This window comes from Zoogloea sp. GDB6, assembly GCF_056724105.1.
Map to the genome: position 1 here is coordinate 2,248,404 of NZ_CM161497.1, position 15,922 is coordinate 2,264,325.

Genomic DNA, 15,922 nt, shown 5'->3' on the forward strand with positions numbered 1-15,922 from the left:
ACCGTTCGGCAACGGCGGCCAGCCGATCACTGCAGCGTCTTCAGTAGGAGGCCGACGAGCGCGCACCCCGCAATGACATGAATCACGTTGGCCTTGAAGCGGAACAGGGCGATGGCGGCCCCGAGGGCGATGAGTGCCGACATCCACTCGAAGGTGCCCCCGAAGCCCTTTGGCCACAGTACGTGGTAGCCGAAGAACAGCGCCAGATTGAGGATGACGCCCACCACCGCGGCAGTGATCGCCGTCAGCGGCGCCGTGAATTTAAGGTCGTTGTGGGTCGTCTCGATGAAGGGGCCGCCCATCAGGATGAACACGAAGGACGGCAGGAAGGTGAACCAGGTGACCAGCGTGGCGGCCACGGCGCCGGCCAGGAACAGGCTGCCCGGACCGAACACCGCCTTCACGTAGCCGCCGACGAAACCGACGAAAGTGACGACCATGATCAGCGGCCCCGGCGTCGTTTCACCGAGGGCGAGGCCGTCGATCATCTGCGTCGGCGTCAGCCAGCCGTAGTGGCCGACGGCGCCCTGATACACGTAGGGCAGTACGGCGTAGGCACCACCGAAGGTCAGCATGGCGGCCTTGGTGAAGAACCAGCCCATCTGCGTCAGCGTATGGCTCCAGCCGTAAGCGGCGGTGAGAAGGCCCATCGGCAGCAGCCACAACAGGCCGCCCGCCATGGCGACGTTCGTCAGCTTCTTCCAGCTGAAGCGTGCATGTTCGGGCGTCGGCGTGTCGTCGTCGATGAGTGCCCGGCCGAAGGATTTGTCGGTCTTGCCGTGCGCGCCGCCGGCCGTGAACTTGTCCGGCGCGATTCGGCCGCCAAAGTAGCCGAGTACTGCCGCCGCGGCCACGATGGCTGGGAACGGCACGTTGAGCGCGAAGATGGCCGCGAACGAAGCGGCGGCAATCGACCACAGCACTTTGTTCTTGAGTGCGCGGGAGCCGATGCGGTGCGCCGCGTGCATGACGATGGCGGTGACCGCCGGTTTGATGCCGTAGAACAGGCCGGCGATCAGCGGCACATCGCCGTACGCGACATAGACCCACGACAGGCCGATTAGGATGAACAGGGACGGCAGCACGAACAGCCCGCCGGCCACGACGCCGCCCCAGGTTCGGTGCAGCAGCCAGCCGATGTAGGTGGCCAACTGCTGCGCTTCCGGGCCGGGGAGCACCATGCAGTAATTGAGCGCATGCAGGAAGCGCCGTTCCGAAATCCAGCGCCGGCGCTCCACCAGCTCCTGGTGCATGATGGCAATCTGCCCCGCGGGGCCGCCGAAGCTGATGAAGCCGAGCTTCAGCCAGAACAGGAAGGCCTGCCAGAAGCTGACTTCGATGGGGGCGCCGTCGAAGGATGCGGGTTTGGCTGCCAGGGGGGTGTTCATGGTTTCGGATCTTTCTCGAAGGAGGCCATGACAGCGTCAAAGATGTGGCTAGCGAGCTCCAGGAGCTGACCGTCATCGCGGATGTTGTCGCGAACGGTGGTGTTCTCCATGGGCAGGTTGGTGATGAGTGCAATCCAGATGGTCGTGAATGTACTCCACGCTTTGGGAGATAAATCTACAAATTTGTTCTTGAGTTGCGCGTAACGAAGCAGCCTGACTGGCGTGCCACAATTCAAGCCCGGTCTCCGTTCTTGCCGTCATGAGTTCGCAGAGTCATGCTTTCAACCCAGGCGTGGTGGCCGCGCTTGTCGCTGCGTTGCTGTTTGGCGCCAGCGCTCCGATTGCCAAATGGTTCCTCCACGCCGTCAGTCCCTGGGTGCTTGCCGGCCTGTTCTATCTGGGCTCCGGAATCGGTCTGGGTTTCTATCGCCTGGTGACCCGGGCCCAGTCAGTTTCGCTGCAGAAGGGCGAAGCCGGTTGGTTGGCGGGCGCCGTGCTGTCGGGCGGAGTCGCCGGACCGGTCCTGCTGATGTTCGGGCTGTCCGGAATGCCGGCATCCGGCGCCGCGCTCCTGCTGAATGCGGAAGGTGTGTTGTCCGCGCTGCTGGCATGGGGGGGCTTCAAGGAGAATGTCGATCGGCGTATCGCCGTCGGGATGCTCGCCATTGCGGGCGGTGCGGTGATCCTGAGCTGGCCGGGAGAAGCGCGGTTCGCCGGAATGCTGCCGGCACTGGCGATTCTGGGCGCCTGTTTGTGCTGGGCCATCGACAACAACCTGACGCGCAAGCTCGCGCTGGCCGATGCGACCTGGATTGCCGCGGTCAAAGGGTTGGCGGCCGGTAGCGTCAATCTGGCCCTGGGCTTGCTGCTGGGGGCCGAGCTGCCGGGTTGGTGGCTGGCACAGGCCGCCATGGTCGTTGGTCTGCTGGCCTATGGGCTGAGCCTCGTGCTGTTCGTGGTCGGCATGCGTCATCTCGGAGCCGCCCGGACCGGGGCGTATTTCTCGGTTGCGCCGTTTTTCGGTGCCCTTCTGGGCGTGGCGAGCGGGGAGGCGGTCACGACCCCGCTGCTGGCCGCTGGTGCCCTGATGGCGTTGGGAATCTGGCTGCATCTGACCGAAAGGCATGAACACACCCACGCCCACGAGGCGCTGGAGCATAGCCACGAACACATCCACGATGCGCACCATCAGCACGCGCACGATACGCCGGTTCCCCCTGGTATCCGACATATCCATTGGCATCGCCATGAACCGATGGTCCATAGCCACGCCCATTTCCCCGATGCGCACCATCGGGGGCACCGCCATTGACGCTGGGAAATGCTGGCCTGACATGGCATCAATTTTGCGCAATAAGCCCGAGGCTATTCGAAATAGCTCAAAAGCATAAGAAATGTCTAGTTATGGAGCAGTGCCGCTGAAATCCATAGCACTTTCGAAATGGCGTTGTACAGGGGAGTGTCAAAGGGGAAAGTATGGCCATCAAGTTCAAATCTATTCAGCATCGTATTTCTGCGGTTGCCGGGGCGTGTCTGGTCGTTTCGGTAATATCCACGGTCGGTTTCGGCGTGTATTCCTCGCGCGACACGCAGCAACTCGTCAGCGAGCGGGTCAGCGGACTGGTGAAGGAGAACACGCTCGCCAGCCTGAAAGGACTTGCCGGAACCCAGGCTGGCGTCATCCAGGCGAAGTTCGATGTGGCGCTGGATGCGGCGCGGACCATGGCCCACGTTTTCGAATTAGGAAAAAAAGAAAACGGCTTGAGCCTGGGGCGTAATCAGATCAACGCCGTGCTCTTGAACGTGCTGAAGAACAATCCGGATTTCAACGGCACGTATTCCTGCTGGGAGCCGAACGCGCTGGACGGCCACGACGAGCAATTCCGTACCGGCCAGGCCGGCAATAACGAAAGGACCGGGCGTTTCACGCCCTATTGGAATCGGGACGCCAAAGGCAATATCGCCGTTCAGCCACTGGTCGAATACGACACCATGGACAAGCATCCGAATGGTGTCCTGAAAGGCGGCTGGTATATCGGTCCGCGGGACACCAATACGGAAAGCGTGCTCGATCCCTTTCCGTATATCGTCCAGGGAACCCAGGTCTGGCTGACCACGCTGTCGGTGCCGATCATGGTCAACGGCAAGTTCGTCGGCGTGGCCGGAACCGACTACAACCTGAACTTCGTACAGGAATTGTCCCTGCAGGCGGATCGTGGCCTGTTCGGCGGCAAGGGCGAAGTGCTGATCGTCAGCAACATGGGCCTGATCGTCGCCGACAGCGAAAAGCCCGAGATGATCGGCAAGCCCCTGCAGGAACTGTTGCCCGGCAAGGATGTTTCGGCTGTGGTGGCCGACATCAAGGCCGGCAAAGCGGATGCGCGCCTCGATGAGAGCACGGGTCTGATCACGGCAATGGCGCCGATCCAGCTCGGGCGCACCGGCAAGCCGTGGGCGGTGTTGATCCGGGTCAGCAAGGACGTGGTGCGGGCGGAAGCCTACGCGCTGGACAACAACCTCGCGGCCCAGGCCCGGGCGTATACGGGCTGGCAGGTGCTGGTCGGCTTGCTGGCGGCGGTGGGTGGCACGACCTTCCTGTGGTTTGCCGCCGCTTCCCTGGCCCGTCCTGTGCGTGAGGCCGAACAACTGGCCAACACTATCTGTCAGGGCGATTTTTCCAGTCGCGTCGAGAGCCGTTCCGACGACGAAGTCGGCCGTCTGGGCGTGGCCCTCAACGATATGGCGGCCCGTTTGCAGGCCCGAGCCGATATCGCCGAACGAATCTCTCAGGGCGATCTGAATCTCCGGATCGACCTTGCTTCCGACCGGGACCAGCTGGGCATGGCGCTGCAGCGGATGCTGGACAACCTGAACGATGTCGTTGGGCAATTGCAGAACGGGGCCCGGGAGATCACCGCCAATGCCGAGCAGGTTTCGGATCTCAGCAATGAACTGTCAACGGGGGCAGCCCGGTCCGCGTCGTCGGTGACGGAGATCGGTGCCGCGATGCAGCAGCTGACCTCCACGACGCGGGACAACGCCGACAATGCAAGCCAGGCGGACGGCCTGTCCAAGGCGGCGCAGAGCTCGGCGGTGAGTGCGAGCACGCACATGAGCGAAATGATCTTGGCGATGGGCGAGATCGAACAGGCCGGCGTCAGCATCAACGAAATCATCCGCGTCATCGACGAGATCACCACCCAGACCAACCTGCTGGCGCTGAATGCGGCCATTGAAGCCGCCCGCGCCGGGGAGCACGGGCGTGGCTTTGCGGTTGTCGCCGATGAGGTGCGCAACCTGGCGACACGCAGCGCCGAAGCGGCAAAGCGCGCATCCAGCCTGATCTCCGGCTCCGCCGAGAAAACCCGCCGTGGCGCCACCATCGCCGATACGACGGCCACTGCGCTGGGCGAGATCGTGGACGCGACGACCCAGGTTTCCAACCTGCTGTCCGAAATTTCCAGGGCTTCGCAGGAGCAGGCTTCCGGCTTTTCCGAAGTGTCGATCGGCCTCGGTGAGATCGATCGCGTGACCAACCGCAACAGCGGCGACGCCGAAACCTGCTCCCGGGCGTCGGTGGTGCTGCGTCAACAGGCAACGAATCTGGTCGGTCTGGTTGGGCGCTTCCGTATCCGGAGTTGATCATTCCCCGCACGCGTGTCACCGGATACGCGTGTTTCGGGCGGGAGGATCTGAACGGCCTTCCGCCCTGAGCTTGCTTCTGTCTTGATTTTGCTGAATTTGGCGAAGTCAAGTAATTGCTTCATTTTCGTCGGCTTCCAATCGGCACAACATCTGATCCCAACAAAAACACCGTGTTGGGGGTGCCTTCGTTGTCCGCCGCTACGCTTCAGACCTGCTCATTGACGCAGGAGCCGACCGAGTATCTGGCGGTCCCGGTGCTCTTGAACCTGCGCGCCTCGCTCCAGCTTCCCCTCGCGTCGGATTTTCCGGACGCGCCGGTCGCCTGGCTTCCCTGCGGGGGCGGCCTGCCCGTTGGGCACTCGCTGCCTCCTCTTCCCGAGGGCGAAACGGCCTGTCTCATCGCCCTTTATGAGCGGAGTGCGACGGAAGAAGCGCAAGGAGAACTGCAGCAAGGCCTGCCGCTCACGCCAGCGTGGCTGCGTGCGGCCTTGCGGCGTGGCGAATGGGATGACGCCATCGCTGTAGGTCCCACACTGCCCCTCGACGCCGCACAGCTGGCCGGCCAGTTCATGTACGCCGTTGCCTCGGGGCACGACGATGCCGGCCACCTGGCCAGAACGCTGCCTCCGGAGGCGGTCGACATTGGGGAGCGGACCGCCCGACGATTTCGCGCGGAGGTTCAGGTCCTGGCACTGGCGGGTGACGAACACGAAGGCACGGGGACAAACAGCGGAATGCCTGAATCCGGATTTGGAACTTTGTGCGATGAGCATTGCCTGACTGCCTTTACGACGCCGTCAGGCAAGCCTAGCGGCATAGCCGCGAACATCTTGCTGAAATGTTTCTGAGTTAGGCTCACATATCAAACGCGAAAAAGGTACTCACCCTGCAAGTCTTTTCTGTCTCCGCTCCGTGTCTTGACCGGCCCGCCCGCCTGGCGCACGCATATGATGCGTTCGAAGCCGCGCAGCGTGCCGTGCGCCAGTTGCCGACGCCGGCGCCTGTGGTGGTTTCGTGCCGGTGTCACGCTGCGGCCAGGGAATTGCCGGCTTATGTACGTGGCGGGGCCATTACGCCCGCATCGGGATACGTCTTTCAGGCAAAGTCCGTGGCATTCCATTTTCCGGTGGGGGAGCGAGACGGCGTGGCCTGCGTCGAAGTCCTCATCCCCGGGCAGCGTTGCATCTCTGTGAGCTACCGCATCAATGCCGAGGGTGTCGTTGCCGGCCTGACAACGGACGGGGCCACGCAACTGCTGCTGCACGTCAAGGGCAAGACCAGCGTTCAGGATTTCTCGGCGCATCTGGCAACGCTGGTCGAACGCGCGTTCACCGCGGGAGACCTCATGCAGACCAGGGCGGCTATCGCGCCGCGCAGCGAAGCCGCACCGGCGTCCGTTACCCACACTCAGAATGTTTACGCCGGGATGATTCCTGGCTGAGCACGCCTGAGTCTTCACACTTCGCCAGCCCTCTTATCCACCCGGTACTGCAGCTGGCCACGCCGCAATTTCAGCAGGCGAGCTGCTGCGGACAGGTTTCCGTCGGTACGACGCAGCGCCTCGGCAATCGTCAGGGACTCGATTTCTTCGAGGGACATGTTCCCGTCCAGAATCCGTTCGATGGCTTGGCGGACCGAAAAGGACGCCTCTATGCCGGCTTGCGGAGGTGCGATGCCTGCTGGCGAGTGAATGCTGGACGAGGAGAGTGGGGCGGTCTCCGGCACCTGCTCGCCGCCGGAAAAGAGATGCTCCACGTCGATGCTCCCGTTGTTCTCCGCGAGGATCACTGCGCGCTCGATGATGTTCTCCAGTTCGCGGATATTGCCCGGCCAGTGGTAGGCCCACAGCTTTTCGCCAGCGCTCTGGGTGAGGCCGGCAATGGTTTTGCCAAACCGGGCCGAATAGCGTTTGACGAAGGTATCCACCAGCAGTGGAATGTCCTCGCGGCGTTCCCGCAGCGGGGGAATCTTGACCGGGAATACGTTCAGCCGGAAAAAGAGGTCTTCGCGGAATCGGCCCGCCTCCACTTCACTACGCAGATCGCGGTTGGTTGCGGCGATGATGCGCACGTCGATCCGGCGGACCTGCGTGTCGCCGACCCGTTCGAGTTCGCCTTCCTGGATCACGCGCAGCAATTTCCCCTGGGCATGCAGGGGCAGGCTGCTGATCTCGTCGAGAAACAGCGTTCCGCCGCTTGCCCGTTCGAAGCGCCCCGGGCGTGAGGCCGTGGCGCCGGTGAAGGCGCCCTTTTCCACGCCGAACAGTTCGGCCTCCACCAGCTCCTGAGGAATCGCCGCGCAGTTGATGGAGATGAAGGGGTTCTCCGCTCTCGGGCCGAGGGCGTGCAGCGCCTTCGAGAAGCGTTCCTTGCCGACGCCGCTCTCGCCTGTCAGCAGGACGGTGGCGTCGGTCGGGGCGACGCGTTTTATCAGGTAGGCCACCTCGTTGAAGCTGTGCGACGCACCGATCAGATCGGGCAGTTGCTGTGGGGCTTCCTTCTGCGCGGCGGAAGACACGGGCTTGGCGCTGCGCCGCCTGGGGGTGGAGATGAAGTGTTCGACCTGCAGGAAGCTCAGGTGGGATTCCGCGTCTTCGCATTCCTCCAGGGGCTGCCCCACCACCCGGCAGCGGGCGTGTCCCATCGCCACGCACTCGACCTCGCGCCACAGGATCGGACGCCCCATCAGCGCCGTTGTGAAGCCGGTGGCGTAGCCGACCATCATCCAGCACGCCGGCGCGCCGCTGATGCCGAACTGGGCGCGGTGTATCTCGGCCTCCCAGGATGACTCCCAGTAATAGTCGCTCCAGAAGTCCCCGGTTTCCTGGTTGAACTGGACCCGGTCGACGGCCTGGTTCCGCACGAAGCCTTCCATCTCCCGCAAGCGGGGGCCGTAGGCGAGTGTCCTTTCCATTTGTCCGCCCTCCGCTGCGTGGAGTCGGCGGGCGTCCTCTGCACCTTGCTGGTAGCCCAGGCGGGTGAACAGCTCACGGGTGCTCTCGCCTCCGAGGCGCTCCATCAATTCCCGTCGCAAGGCCGCCAGGGTGAAGCCGTGGATCAGCAGCATGCGCTGATCCAGCACCAGGATCTGGCCGCTGTCCGGGTCGAACTTGACGTGCCTGGCGATCTCCTTGTCATCGATCTCGCGGGGGATGAAGCGCAGGTGGGCAGCTGCTGGATGGGGCATGTAACGGGGTCTCCTGTTTTCTGAAAACAGAAAATTCCTGTTTCAGAAAACTAGATATTTTTGTTTTCAGTAAATCAGATTTTAGCCATGTATCGATGTATGTGTAAAAAATATCTATCAATCAATAGATTAAAGTGATTTTCATGCTGTGGCATGGGGTTTGCGAAGTGAGAGGCAAGAGCCCGAAGTGGCCGACGTACTTTCATCCCAAAGGAGACCCCGGCTGTGTTGAGTCCTCAACCCATGCTCGCTGCGCGCGTGCTCGAGAAGCGCGAAGCCGCAGTTGATGTTCTGAGTCTTGTTCTGACGTCTGTAGATGGCGGATCGCTGCCGCCTTATTCCGCAGGGGCGCACATCGACATCGCGCTGCCCAATGGCATGGTCCGTCAATATTCCCTTTGCCGAGCCGATGCCGGCGGCGGCACCTATGAGGTGGCGATTCTCCGCGATCCGGCAGGGCGGGGCGGGTCGGCGTGCGCGCACCGGGACATCAAACCCGGCGATACGCTGACCATCAGCCACCCCCGCAACCTGTTCCCACTGGTGCCGGCGCCCGTCTCGATCCTGCTTGCAGGCGGCATCGGCATTACCCCGATCCTGGCGATGGCGGAGGAACTACACCGCCAGGGGCGCGACTTCGAGCTCCACTACTGCGCCCGCAGCCCCGAGCGTGCCGCGTACCGGGAGTTGCTGGCGCAGGCACCCTGGTCTGGGCAGGTTCGCTGCTATTACGACAGCGAGCCGGATCAAGCCCGCTTCGACGCCGGGCAGATTCTCTCCGGGTGTGACGACGGGGCGCATCTGTATGTCTGCGGCCCGGAGGGCTTCATCCGCCACGTCCGCGATGCGGCCGATCAGGCGGGCTGGAGCGATGCCCGCGTCCATTTCGAACATTTCTCGGCATCCGCCGCGCCGCTGACGGAGGGCGGCGAGTTCGAGCTCGTGCTGGCCCGTCGCGGCATCACCGTCCGGGTCGGCGCGCAGACGACGGCCGCGCAGGCGCTGCTCGATCACGGCGTCGATGTTCCCCTGTCCTGCGAGCAGGGCATCTGTGGGTCCTGCGTCCTGCCGGTTCTGGATGGTGTTCCGGACCATCGGGACGTCTTCCTCAGCGCGGCCGAACGGGACGCCAACCGCTGCTTCACCCCGTGCTGCTCACGCGCGCGCACGCCGAGCCTGCTCATCGATTTGTAAACGTGGCGGCCGCATCGCCACATCTCATTACCGGGCGATCGCCCGGGATTCACACCTGGAGAAAAAAATGGAGACAACACGAAGCGTCACGTATCTGAAGAACGCGTGGTACGTCGCAGCCCTGTCATCGGAGGTCGGGCCGGAAGACTTGTTTGCCCGCAAGCTTCTCAACACCCCCGTGCTGATCTACCGCACGCAGGACGGAAGCCCGGTGGCGCTGCTCGATCGCTGCCCCCATCGCTTCGTGCCGCTCAGCATGGGCGTGCGCAGCGGTGACGACGTGGTCTGCAAATACCACGGCCTGAAGTTCGACTGCAGCGGCGCCTGCAATCGCAATCCTCACGGTAACGGCCACATTCCCCGCGCAGCACGGGTCCGCACCTTTCCCTTGAGCGAGCGTTACGGCTTCATCTGGATCTGGATGGGCGACGAGCCCGCCGACGAATCCAGGCTGCCGGACGTCGGCCCGCTGACCGAAGGGCATCCCAACGGCGTGGGTTACACCTACATGCACCGGAAGACCTATTACGAGCTGATCACCGACAATGTGATGGATCTCAGTCACGTCGACCACCTGCACGGGGAAATCATCTCAACCCGCGGGCAGCTCACGCCGCAGGTGCCGCAGATCAAGGAAACGAACAGTACCGTTTCCACCCGCTGGGAATGGAAGCAGACCCCACCGATCTTCATCCTGAACCAGTTCCTGCCGGAGCCGATGGCCGAGGCGCGGCATTTTGTCGAAGTGATCTTCATGGCGCCCTCTACGGTCCAGTTGCAGATCGGCGCCACCCAGGACGATGGGGCGCTGGATCTCGAGCATTGCGTGGGGCAGTACGACCTGCACACCACGACGCCGGAAACGGACGGCACGACCCATTACTTCTTCGCGACCCGCAGAAATCACCTCGTCGAGGACGCCGAGTACAACGCCGCCAAGGTCAAGGGCATGCACGACGCCTTCGTGGATGAGGACGGCCCTTATGTCGATGCGCAGTACGTGGCGATCGGCAACGCCGATCTGATGAGCCTGAACCCGGTTCTGCTCACCAGCGATGTGGGAGCGGTAAGGGCCCGTCGGATCTTGCGCAGCGTGATCGCCAATGAGCTTGTGTCTCTCGAAGGGGGCGCGTCCAGCTCCCAGGCCCTCGAGCACGCCTGAGCGGGGAGGGTGATCATGCAAATGAAGCTCATGGCAAGGGCGGTCGCCTGTGCCGCTGCGGGCATGGCCCTGTCCGGCCCCGCATTGTCCTTCAACGTCGAGACGGACTCCCCGGACCTGGCCATTTCCTGGGACAACACATTCAAATACAGCACGGCCTGGCGCGCGCGCAGCGTCAATTCGAGTGTCGCGCCGGCGGGCACCGCCGGATTGACGCCGCAGGTCAATACGAATGATGGTGACCGCAATTTCGGTCGGGGGCTCATCTCGAACCGGGTCGATATCCTCACCGAACTCGGTGTGCGCTATAAGCGCGACAGCGGCTTCCGGATCAGCGCGGCGGGGTGGTACGACGACGTTTATCAACACCACAACGACCGTAGTGCCGCCGATGCGGCCGGCCTGAACCAGACCGGGCCCTACGACGAATTCAACAAGCACACCCGTATCGCCCAGGGACGTAACGCCGAACTGCTGGACGCCTTCGTCTATACGAAGAAATCGCTGGGGGAGATGAACCTCAACGTCAAGGCGGGGCGTTTCACACAGCTTTATGGGGAGAGCCTGTTCTTCGGCAACAACGCCATCGCCGGGGCCCAGACGCCGCTGGATCTGGCACGTGCGCTGTCCGTGCCGAACTCCCAGTTCAAGGAGGTGGCCCGGCCAGTCGGCCAGGTCTCGGTGCAGTTGCAGATTACGCCGGACGTGATCTTTGGCGCCTACGTCCAGCCCGAATGGCGCAAGTCCCGCCTGCCGGCGGCAGGCAGTTATTTCAGCTTTGCCGACTTCGTGGATGACGGTGGAGAAATCCTCTACACCCCCTACGGGCTGGCGAAGCGCGGCAAGGACATCGAGCCCGGCAATTCGGGGCAGGGCGGCATGCAGCTTCGCTTCAAGGCCGGCGACAGCGAGTTCGGGCTCTACGCGGCAACCTTCCACGAGAAGCTGCCCCAGTTCTATGCCCGCTTCAATGCCGGGGCCGGCGGCGTTGTGCCGCAGGATTACGTGATGGTCTATGGGCGCAACATCCGCACGGTGGGCGGGAGCTTCAGCACCCTCGTCGGCGAGACCAACGTCGCGGGGGAAATGTCTTACCGGACCAACATGCCGCTGGTTGCCGCGGGCAGCTTTGTCTTTCCGATCAATGATCCCGCCGCGGATGGTGACCGGAATGCCCGTTTCCCCAAGGGCGACACGCTGCATCTGAATCTGTCGGCCATCAGCGTGCTGGGCGCCAATGCCTTGTGGGACGGGGCGTCCTTCATCGGCGAATTCGCCTTCAATCGCCGGCTGCGGGTCACCGACAACCCCGAGGCGCTCGACCCCAATGCGACGCGCGATGCGGGGGCGTTGCAGTTCGTCTTCACGCCGGAGTATTTCCAGGTCCTGCCTGAGACGGATCTGCAATTGCCGGTCGGCGTGAGTTACGGCCTGTGGGGGCGCTCGTCGGTCAATGGCGTGTTGTTCCCGGCAGAGCATGGCGGCAGCGTGAGCGTCGGCGCCAAGGCGGTGTACCAGAAGGCCTGGCAGCTGGGGCTCAACTACACCCATTACGTGGGCTCCGCGGGCTCCGTCGCCACGACGACCGGCCTCAACTCCTATCAGAACTTCCATGGCGACCGCGATTTCGTGTCGCTGTCGGTTCAGCGCAGCTTCTGAACCCATTCCGCCAAACAAGGAATCCCAACATGAAGAGCAAAACAATGATCTGTCTGGCCGTAGCCAGCACACTGTTCCCGTTCCAGCTGGCCGTAGCCTCCGTTTCGGCGGACGAGGCGTCCCAGCTCAAGACGGTCCTGACCCCCCTCGGCGGCGAAAAGGCCGGCAACAAGGATGGCAGCATCCCTGCCTGGAGCGGCGGCGGGAGCAGCAAAGTCAGCGGCCCCCGGGTTGGCGACATTCCGGTCAATCTGTTTCCGGGAGAAAAGCCCACCGTACAGATCTCGGCATCGAACATGGCCCAGTACGCGGGCAAGCTCTCCGAAGGCACCATGGCGCTGCTGAAGAAATATCCGGACAGCTATCACGTCAACGTCTTCCCGACCCATCGCACGGCCGTCGCGCCGCAGTACGTCTATGACGGAACGGCCCGCAATGCCACCGGCTGCAAAACCGTGGATGCCGGAATGTCGGTGGAGGGCTGCTTCGGTGGTATTCCGTTCCCGATCCCCAAGACCGGTATCGAGGTGATCTGGAACTACATCCTCCGCATCGAACCCGAGTCAGTCGAATTCGGCTCCAAGAACATCGTCGGGACCTCCAACGGCGCACGGACGATGGCGACGCGCACCGACAATTTCTTCCAGCACCCTTACTACTACAAGGACGGCTCGGCAAAGGGCTGGACGGGGGAGTATTTCCTGCAGCGTTTCAACACTACCGCGCCCCCGTTCAAGGCCGGCGAGTCCCTGGTCCTGCGCGACAGCATCAATGCCAAGCTCCCGCGCCAGGCCTGGCAGTATCTCGTCGGGCAACGCCGCGTCCGTCGGGCACCCACGGTAGCCTATGACACACCCGACTTCGTCTCGTCGGGCGCCAATTACTTCGACGAGGTCATGGGCTTCATGGGGCACCCGGACCGTTTCGAGTGGAAGCTCGTAGGCAAGCGGGAGATGTATATCCCGTACAACAACAACGAACTCGTCACGGCAAAGGAATCCGAGGCCTTCGACAAATTCCACCTCAATTCGAACAAGCTCCGGTGGGAGCTGCACCGCGTCTGGGAAGTGGAGGCCACCGTCGTTTCCGGCAAGCGCCACGCGGTGCCCAAGCGCAAGTACTACTTCGACGAGGACACCTGGCTGCTGGTGCTGATGGATGGCTATGACTCGGAGGGCAAGCTGTGGCGAAGCTCCGTCGTTCCCACCTTCTTCGTTCCGGCCGTACCGGCGGTTCTGGCCAAGCCGGTGACCATCTATAACCTCCAGGCGGGGACGATGAGCACGGTCCAGGGCTTGTTCCAGGATGAAACCTACAAGGTGGTGTCCCGCAAGAATGAGTCCTTCTTTACCGGCGACGCTGCTGCTGCGGATGCCGATCGGTAACGCGCATTGAACCTTGTCCGGCTGGGAGTCCCGGGGCTTCGGGCCCGCGACCCAGCCGGCTCTGCGGGCGAGAGGGCTGCATTTAAGTAGCGCTGAGCGACTGCCACATGGATCAACGTGCTTTGTGGTTGATAGGTGTAGGCAACCCTTCTCTTCTGGGAGGCTTCCATCGCCGCGCGGGCAGGAGTGACCGCGCGGAGCCGTCACAACCCCCAATGATCAGCGTGGCGGTGATGGCCGGCAGTGCTTTCCACATGACGTTCCCCTTCCTGACCGCAGGCGTCCTGCGTTGTCGGGGAGCGACTCATCCCAGGATCGGCGATCGCTATGAAGTGCTGCACTGGTTTAGCCTGAACCGGTGCCGGCACTTTTCATGGCGAGCGGGCCAACGCCTATAACCAGCCCCTGGTGATGAACTCCATCACTGGATAAACCCGGTTCTCCAGCGGATGGGCGTACACCGCCTCAACGATGCGCGCCACGCCGCTGGCGTAGGGCGTGTCCCCATAGACGCGTGTTTCCATCTGTACGCTGCAGGCGCCATCCTCGATGCGGATGCGATGGAAAGCATGGCGGGCCAACTGGTTCTCCGGGATATGCAGTGTGTCGTGCTGCACCGACGGCTTGCGGACGGATTGGATCGCCTCCGGTGCCAGCCCGAGCGCGTGGGCGATGCTCACGGCTGTGCCCGGCACCGACGTTTTCGACGCCTGATGGGATTCCACCAGCTCGATTTCGTAACCCCGGAAGAGCGGCCCGGAGGCCTCCAGCATGGCCATGAACTTGAGCATCAGGATGTTGGTGTTGGGGCACAACACCACCGGAAAGGCGAACTCGCCATCCTCGACGGCCGACCCGGTAGACAGCTCGATGAGCGGCGAGGCCGTCTCCTCGCAAAACGCACCCACCGCCGCCAACTCCCGTCCCGACCCCGCATGGACCACGATGGCCTGCCCACCGACCGGTGCCCGTTCTTCCCACGAAACGACCTGATGCCGCGTGTCCAGCTCAAGTGAGCCGAGCAGCTCCTTCGCCAGCTTGCCGGCCCCTACGATGATGACTTGCATGACTACCGCTTGAGATTGAAAGCAGAGGATTGTGAGGGAAGGGCGTGAGCTTGTGTTGGGGGGATTTGGGGACTTGCCGATGCCTTCTACTGTTCCGCGCTGGTGGATGCGGAAGGCGTCACCTTGGCGCGTTCGATCTCGCGCATGGGGTAAACCTCTTTCACATAGAAGTAAAAGAAAGCCACCGATAGCGCCAGCACCAGTAGACCTACTATCTGCGATGTCATCTCCATGCCTGCGGGCCCGATCTTGATCGTCGAGTTAGTTGTTGCCGGTGGTGCGGGCTCCTCGCTGGCGGACTCGGCGGCCGGCGCCTGCCCGGCCTGTGCATGGGCCGCTTCCGTCTTTTGGGCGCGGGCCCGGCCCCGGCCCCGGCCCATGTAGTCGCGCTTGAATTGCAGGTAGGTGATCCACAGTCCGAAAGCGACGATTCCCATCACGATGCAGAACAGGAGTTGCGTGGAGAACAGATGCCACTCCCAGCCGCGTCTCTCGTAGTCCCGTTGCCACTGGATGTGGGCGGCCTGGTCCTTCTGGTCCAGTTCGACCAGGGTCAGAGGCAGGTTCGGTGTGCCCGTTTCCTGAGCGCTGACCTCATATTTCTTTGCCGTGCCACTGACGTCGATGACCACCCCAAATGTAGTCGTCGGGTTGCCGAGCAGTATCGAGCACAGGCATGCTCCTGCAAGCACTCGTATCGCCACCGACATGCTCACGCCCCTCCCGTGACCTGGGCCAGCAGATCCAGGTAGTAATACAGTTCCTTGTAAGGGCAGTCCTTTGGAATGCCCGCCTCGAAAGGTGCAATGTCGGCGGCATTGTTCCTGCGGATCAGTTCCGTGAGCACCTTGCGCAGCGCCCGCAATTCCTGCGGCGTACCGGCATAGTTGCTTCTGCATGCTTCCCCGGAGGCTAGACCCGGCGGCGTCGGCAAGGTCTGCTGCATGACTTTCGTCGGGGTACACCCCAGGGTTCCCAGATTACCGAGCACGGTCATCTGTTGCTCGGGCGACAGTGCGACGCCCTTGAACACATCGGCCTTGAAGGCCTCATGCTTCTCGACCGTCAATTTGCTGGCATCGATGGGCTTATATATCCGCAACTCCGTTGCCCTCGGTGGCGTCTGCTGCTGTGCATGCACCGCAGATATGCCGACCATACCGATGGTTGCGCTCAGCGTGGCCTTGTATAGTGCTGTCAGCGTCCAACGCCGCACCTTGCACGAGTTCATGGCAA

Annotated in this window: 14 protein-coding genes; 8 read left to right on the forward strand and 6 right to left on the reverse strand. The window is 62.8% G+C overall.

What is annotated here, in order from left to right:
• Positions 1-26: 26 nt before the first annotated feature.
• Positions 27-1,388: a chromate efflux transporter gene (chrA, locus tag AC1PQG_RS10185; RefSeq protein ID WP_481122450.1), complete on the reverse strand. Its 1,362-nt coding sequence runs from the start codon at positions 1,386-1,388 to the stop codon at positions 27-29.
• Positions 1,385-1,624 (reverse strand): hypothetical protein, encoded by a 240-nt coding sequence (locus AC1PQG_RS10190; protein ID WP_481122451.1) that lies wholly within the window; start codon positions 1,622-1,624, stop codon positions 1,385-1,387. Before AC1PQG_RS10190 ends, chrA begins: the two co-directional genes overlap by 4 nt.
• 23 nt (positions 1,625-1,647) lie before the next feature.
• Between AC1PQG_RS10190 and AC1PQG_RS10195 the strand changes: the two genes are divergently transcribed.
• From AC1PQG_RS10195 to AC1PQG_RS10210, 4 genes are all read left to right on the forward strand, one after another.
• Positions 1,648-2,700 carry a DMT family transporter gene (locus AC1PQG_RS10195; protein WP_481122452.1) on the forward strand — a complete coding sequence of 351 codons (1,053 nt, stop codon included), beginning with the start codon at positions 1,648-1,650 and terminating at the stop codon, positions 2,698-2,700.
• 164 nt (positions 2,701-2,864) lie between these two features.
• Positions 2,865-5,030, forward strand: coding sequence for a methyl-accepting chemotaxis protein (locus AC1PQG_RS10200; RefSeq protein WP_481122453.1), 2,166 nt, complete (start codon positions 2,865-2,867; stop codon positions 5,028-5,030).
• A gap of 116 nt (positions 5,031-5,146) precedes the next feature.
• Positions 5,147-5,881, forward strand: coding sequence for a hypothetical protein (locus AC1PQG_RS10205; RefSeq protein WP_481122454.1), 735 nt, complete (start codon positions 5,147-5,149; stop codon positions 5,879-5,881).
• A 260-nt stretch (positions 5,882-6,141) separates the two neighbouring features.
• Positions 6,142-6,474 (forward strand): hypothetical protein, encoded by a 333-nt coding sequence (locus AC1PQG_RS10210; RefSeq protein ID WP_481122455.1) that lies wholly within the window; start codon positions 6,142-6,144, stop codon positions 6,472-6,474.
• Between the two features lie 14 nt (positions 6,475-6,488).
• Here the strand turns inward: AC1PQG_RS10210 and AC1PQG_RS10215 are convergent, their stop codons facing one another.
• Positions 6,489-8,219, reverse strand: coding sequence for a sigma 54-interacting transcriptional regulator (locus tag AC1PQG_RS10215; RefSeq protein ID WP_481122456.1), 1,731 nt, complete (start codon positions 8,217-8,219; stop codon positions 6,489-6,491).
• A gap of 243 nt (positions 8,220-8,462) precedes the next feature.
• On the opposite strand from AC1PQG_RS10215, the gene AC1PQG_RS10220 reads away from it, so the two are divergent.
• The 4 genes from AC1PQG_RS10220 to AC1PQG_RS10235 all read left to right on the forward strand — a co-directional run bounded on the left by AC1PQG_RS10220 (position 8,463) and on the right by AC1PQG_RS10235 (position 13,619).
• Positions 8,463-9,413 (forward strand): PDR/VanB family oxidoreductase, encoded by a 951-nt coding sequence (locus AC1PQG_RS10220; RefSeq protein WP_481122457.1) that lies wholly within the window; start codon positions 8,463-8,465, stop codon positions 9,411-9,413.
• 67 nt (positions 9,414-9,480) lie between these two features.
• Positions 9,481-10,575 carry a Rieske 2Fe-2S domain-containing protein gene (locus AC1PQG_RS10225; RefSeq protein ID WP_481122458.1) on the forward strand — a complete coding sequence of 365 codons (1,095 nt, stop codon included), beginning with the start codon at positions 9,481-9,483 and terminating at the stop codon, positions 10,573-10,575.
• A gap of 21 nt (positions 10,576-10,596) precedes the next feature.
• A complete protein-coding gene (locus AC1PQG_RS10230; RefSeq protein ID WP_481122993.1) occupies positions 10,597-12,234 on the forward strand; it encodes a DUF1302 domain-containing protein in 1,638 nt (545 codons plus the stop codon).
• Between the two features lie 29 nt (positions 12,235-12,263).
• Positions 12,264-13,619 (forward strand): DUF1329 domain-containing protein, encoded by a 1,356-nt coding sequence (locus tag AC1PQG_RS10235; protein WP_481122459.1) that lies wholly within the window; start codon positions 12,264-12,266, stop codon positions 13,617-13,619.
• Positions 13,620-14,011: 392 nt separating this feature from the next.
• On the opposite strand, the gene AC1PQG_RS10240 is transcribed toward AC1PQG_RS10235, so the two are convergent.
• The 3 genes from AC1PQG_RS10240 to AC1PQG_RS10250 all read right to left on the reverse strand — a co-directional run bounded on the left by AC1PQG_RS10240 (position 14,012) and on the right by AC1PQG_RS10250 (position 15,917).
• Positions 14,012-14,686: a dihydrodipicolinate reductase gene (locus tag AC1PQG_RS10240; protein ID WP_481122460.1), complete on the reverse strand. Its 675-nt coding sequence runs from the start codon at positions 14,684-14,686 to the stop codon at positions 14,012-14,014.
• An 86-nt stretch (positions 14,687-14,772) separates the two neighbouring features.
• A complete protein-coding gene (locus tag AC1PQG_RS10245) occupies positions 14,773-15,402 on the reverse strand; it encodes a hypothetical protein (RefSeq protein WP_481122461.1) in 630 nt (209 codons plus the stop codon).
• Positions 15,399-15,917 (reverse strand): hypothetical protein, encoded by a 519-nt coding sequence (locus AC1PQG_RS10250; RefSeq protein ID WP_481122462.1) that lies wholly within the window; start codon positions 15,915-15,917, stop codon positions 15,399-15,401. Before AC1PQG_RS10250 ends, AC1PQG_RS10245 begins: the two co-directional genes overlap by 4 nt.
• Positions 15,918-15,922 lie beyond the last annotated feature (5 nt).

What these genes read in the sequence shown, in the direction of transcription:
- chrA (WP_481122450.1), bottom strand. Translation starts at nt 1,388, where the DNA reads ATGAACACCCCCCTGGCAGCCAAACCCGCATCCTTCGACGGCGCCCCC.
- AC1PQG_RS10195 (WP_481122452.1), top strand. Translation starts at nt 1,648, where the DNA reads ATGAGTTCGCAGAGTCATGCTTTCAACCCAGGCGTGGTGGCCGCGCTT.
- AC1PQG_RS10200 (WP_481122453.1), top strand. Translation starts at nt 2,865, where the DNA reads ATGGCCATCAAGTTCAAATCTATTCAGCATCGTATTTCTGCGGTTGCC.
- AC1PQG_RS10215 (WP_481122456.1), bottom strand. Translation starts at nt 8,219, where the DNA reads ATGCCCCATCCAGCAGCTGCCCACCTGCGCTTCATCCCCCGCGAGATC.
- AC1PQG_RS10220 (WP_481122457.1), top strand. Translation starts at nt 8,463, where the DNA reads ATGCTCGCTGCGCGCGTGCTCGAGAAGCGCGAAGCCGCAGTTGATGTT.
- AC1PQG_RS10225 (WP_481122458.1), top strand. Translation starts at nt 9,481, where the DNA reads ATGGAGACAACACGAAGCGTCACGTATCTGAAGAACGCGTGGTACGTC.
- AC1PQG_RS10230 (WP_481122993.1), top strand. Translation starts at nt 10,597, where the DNA reads ATGAAGCTCATGGCAAGGGCGGTCGCCTGTGCCGCTGCGGGCATGGCC.
- AC1PQG_RS10235 (WP_481122459.1), top strand. Translation starts at nt 12,264, where the DNA reads ATGAAGAGCAAAACAATGATCTGTCTGGCCGTAGCCAGCACACTGTTC.
- AC1PQG_RS10240 (WP_481122460.1), bottom strand. Translation starts at nt 14,686, where the DNA reads ATGCAAGTCATCATCGTAGGGGCCGGCAAGCTGGCGAAGGAGCTGCTC.
- AC1PQG_RS10250 (WP_481122462.1), bottom strand. Translation starts at nt 15,917, where the DNA reads ATGAACTCGTGCAAGGTGCGGCGTTGGACGCTGACAGCACTATACAAG.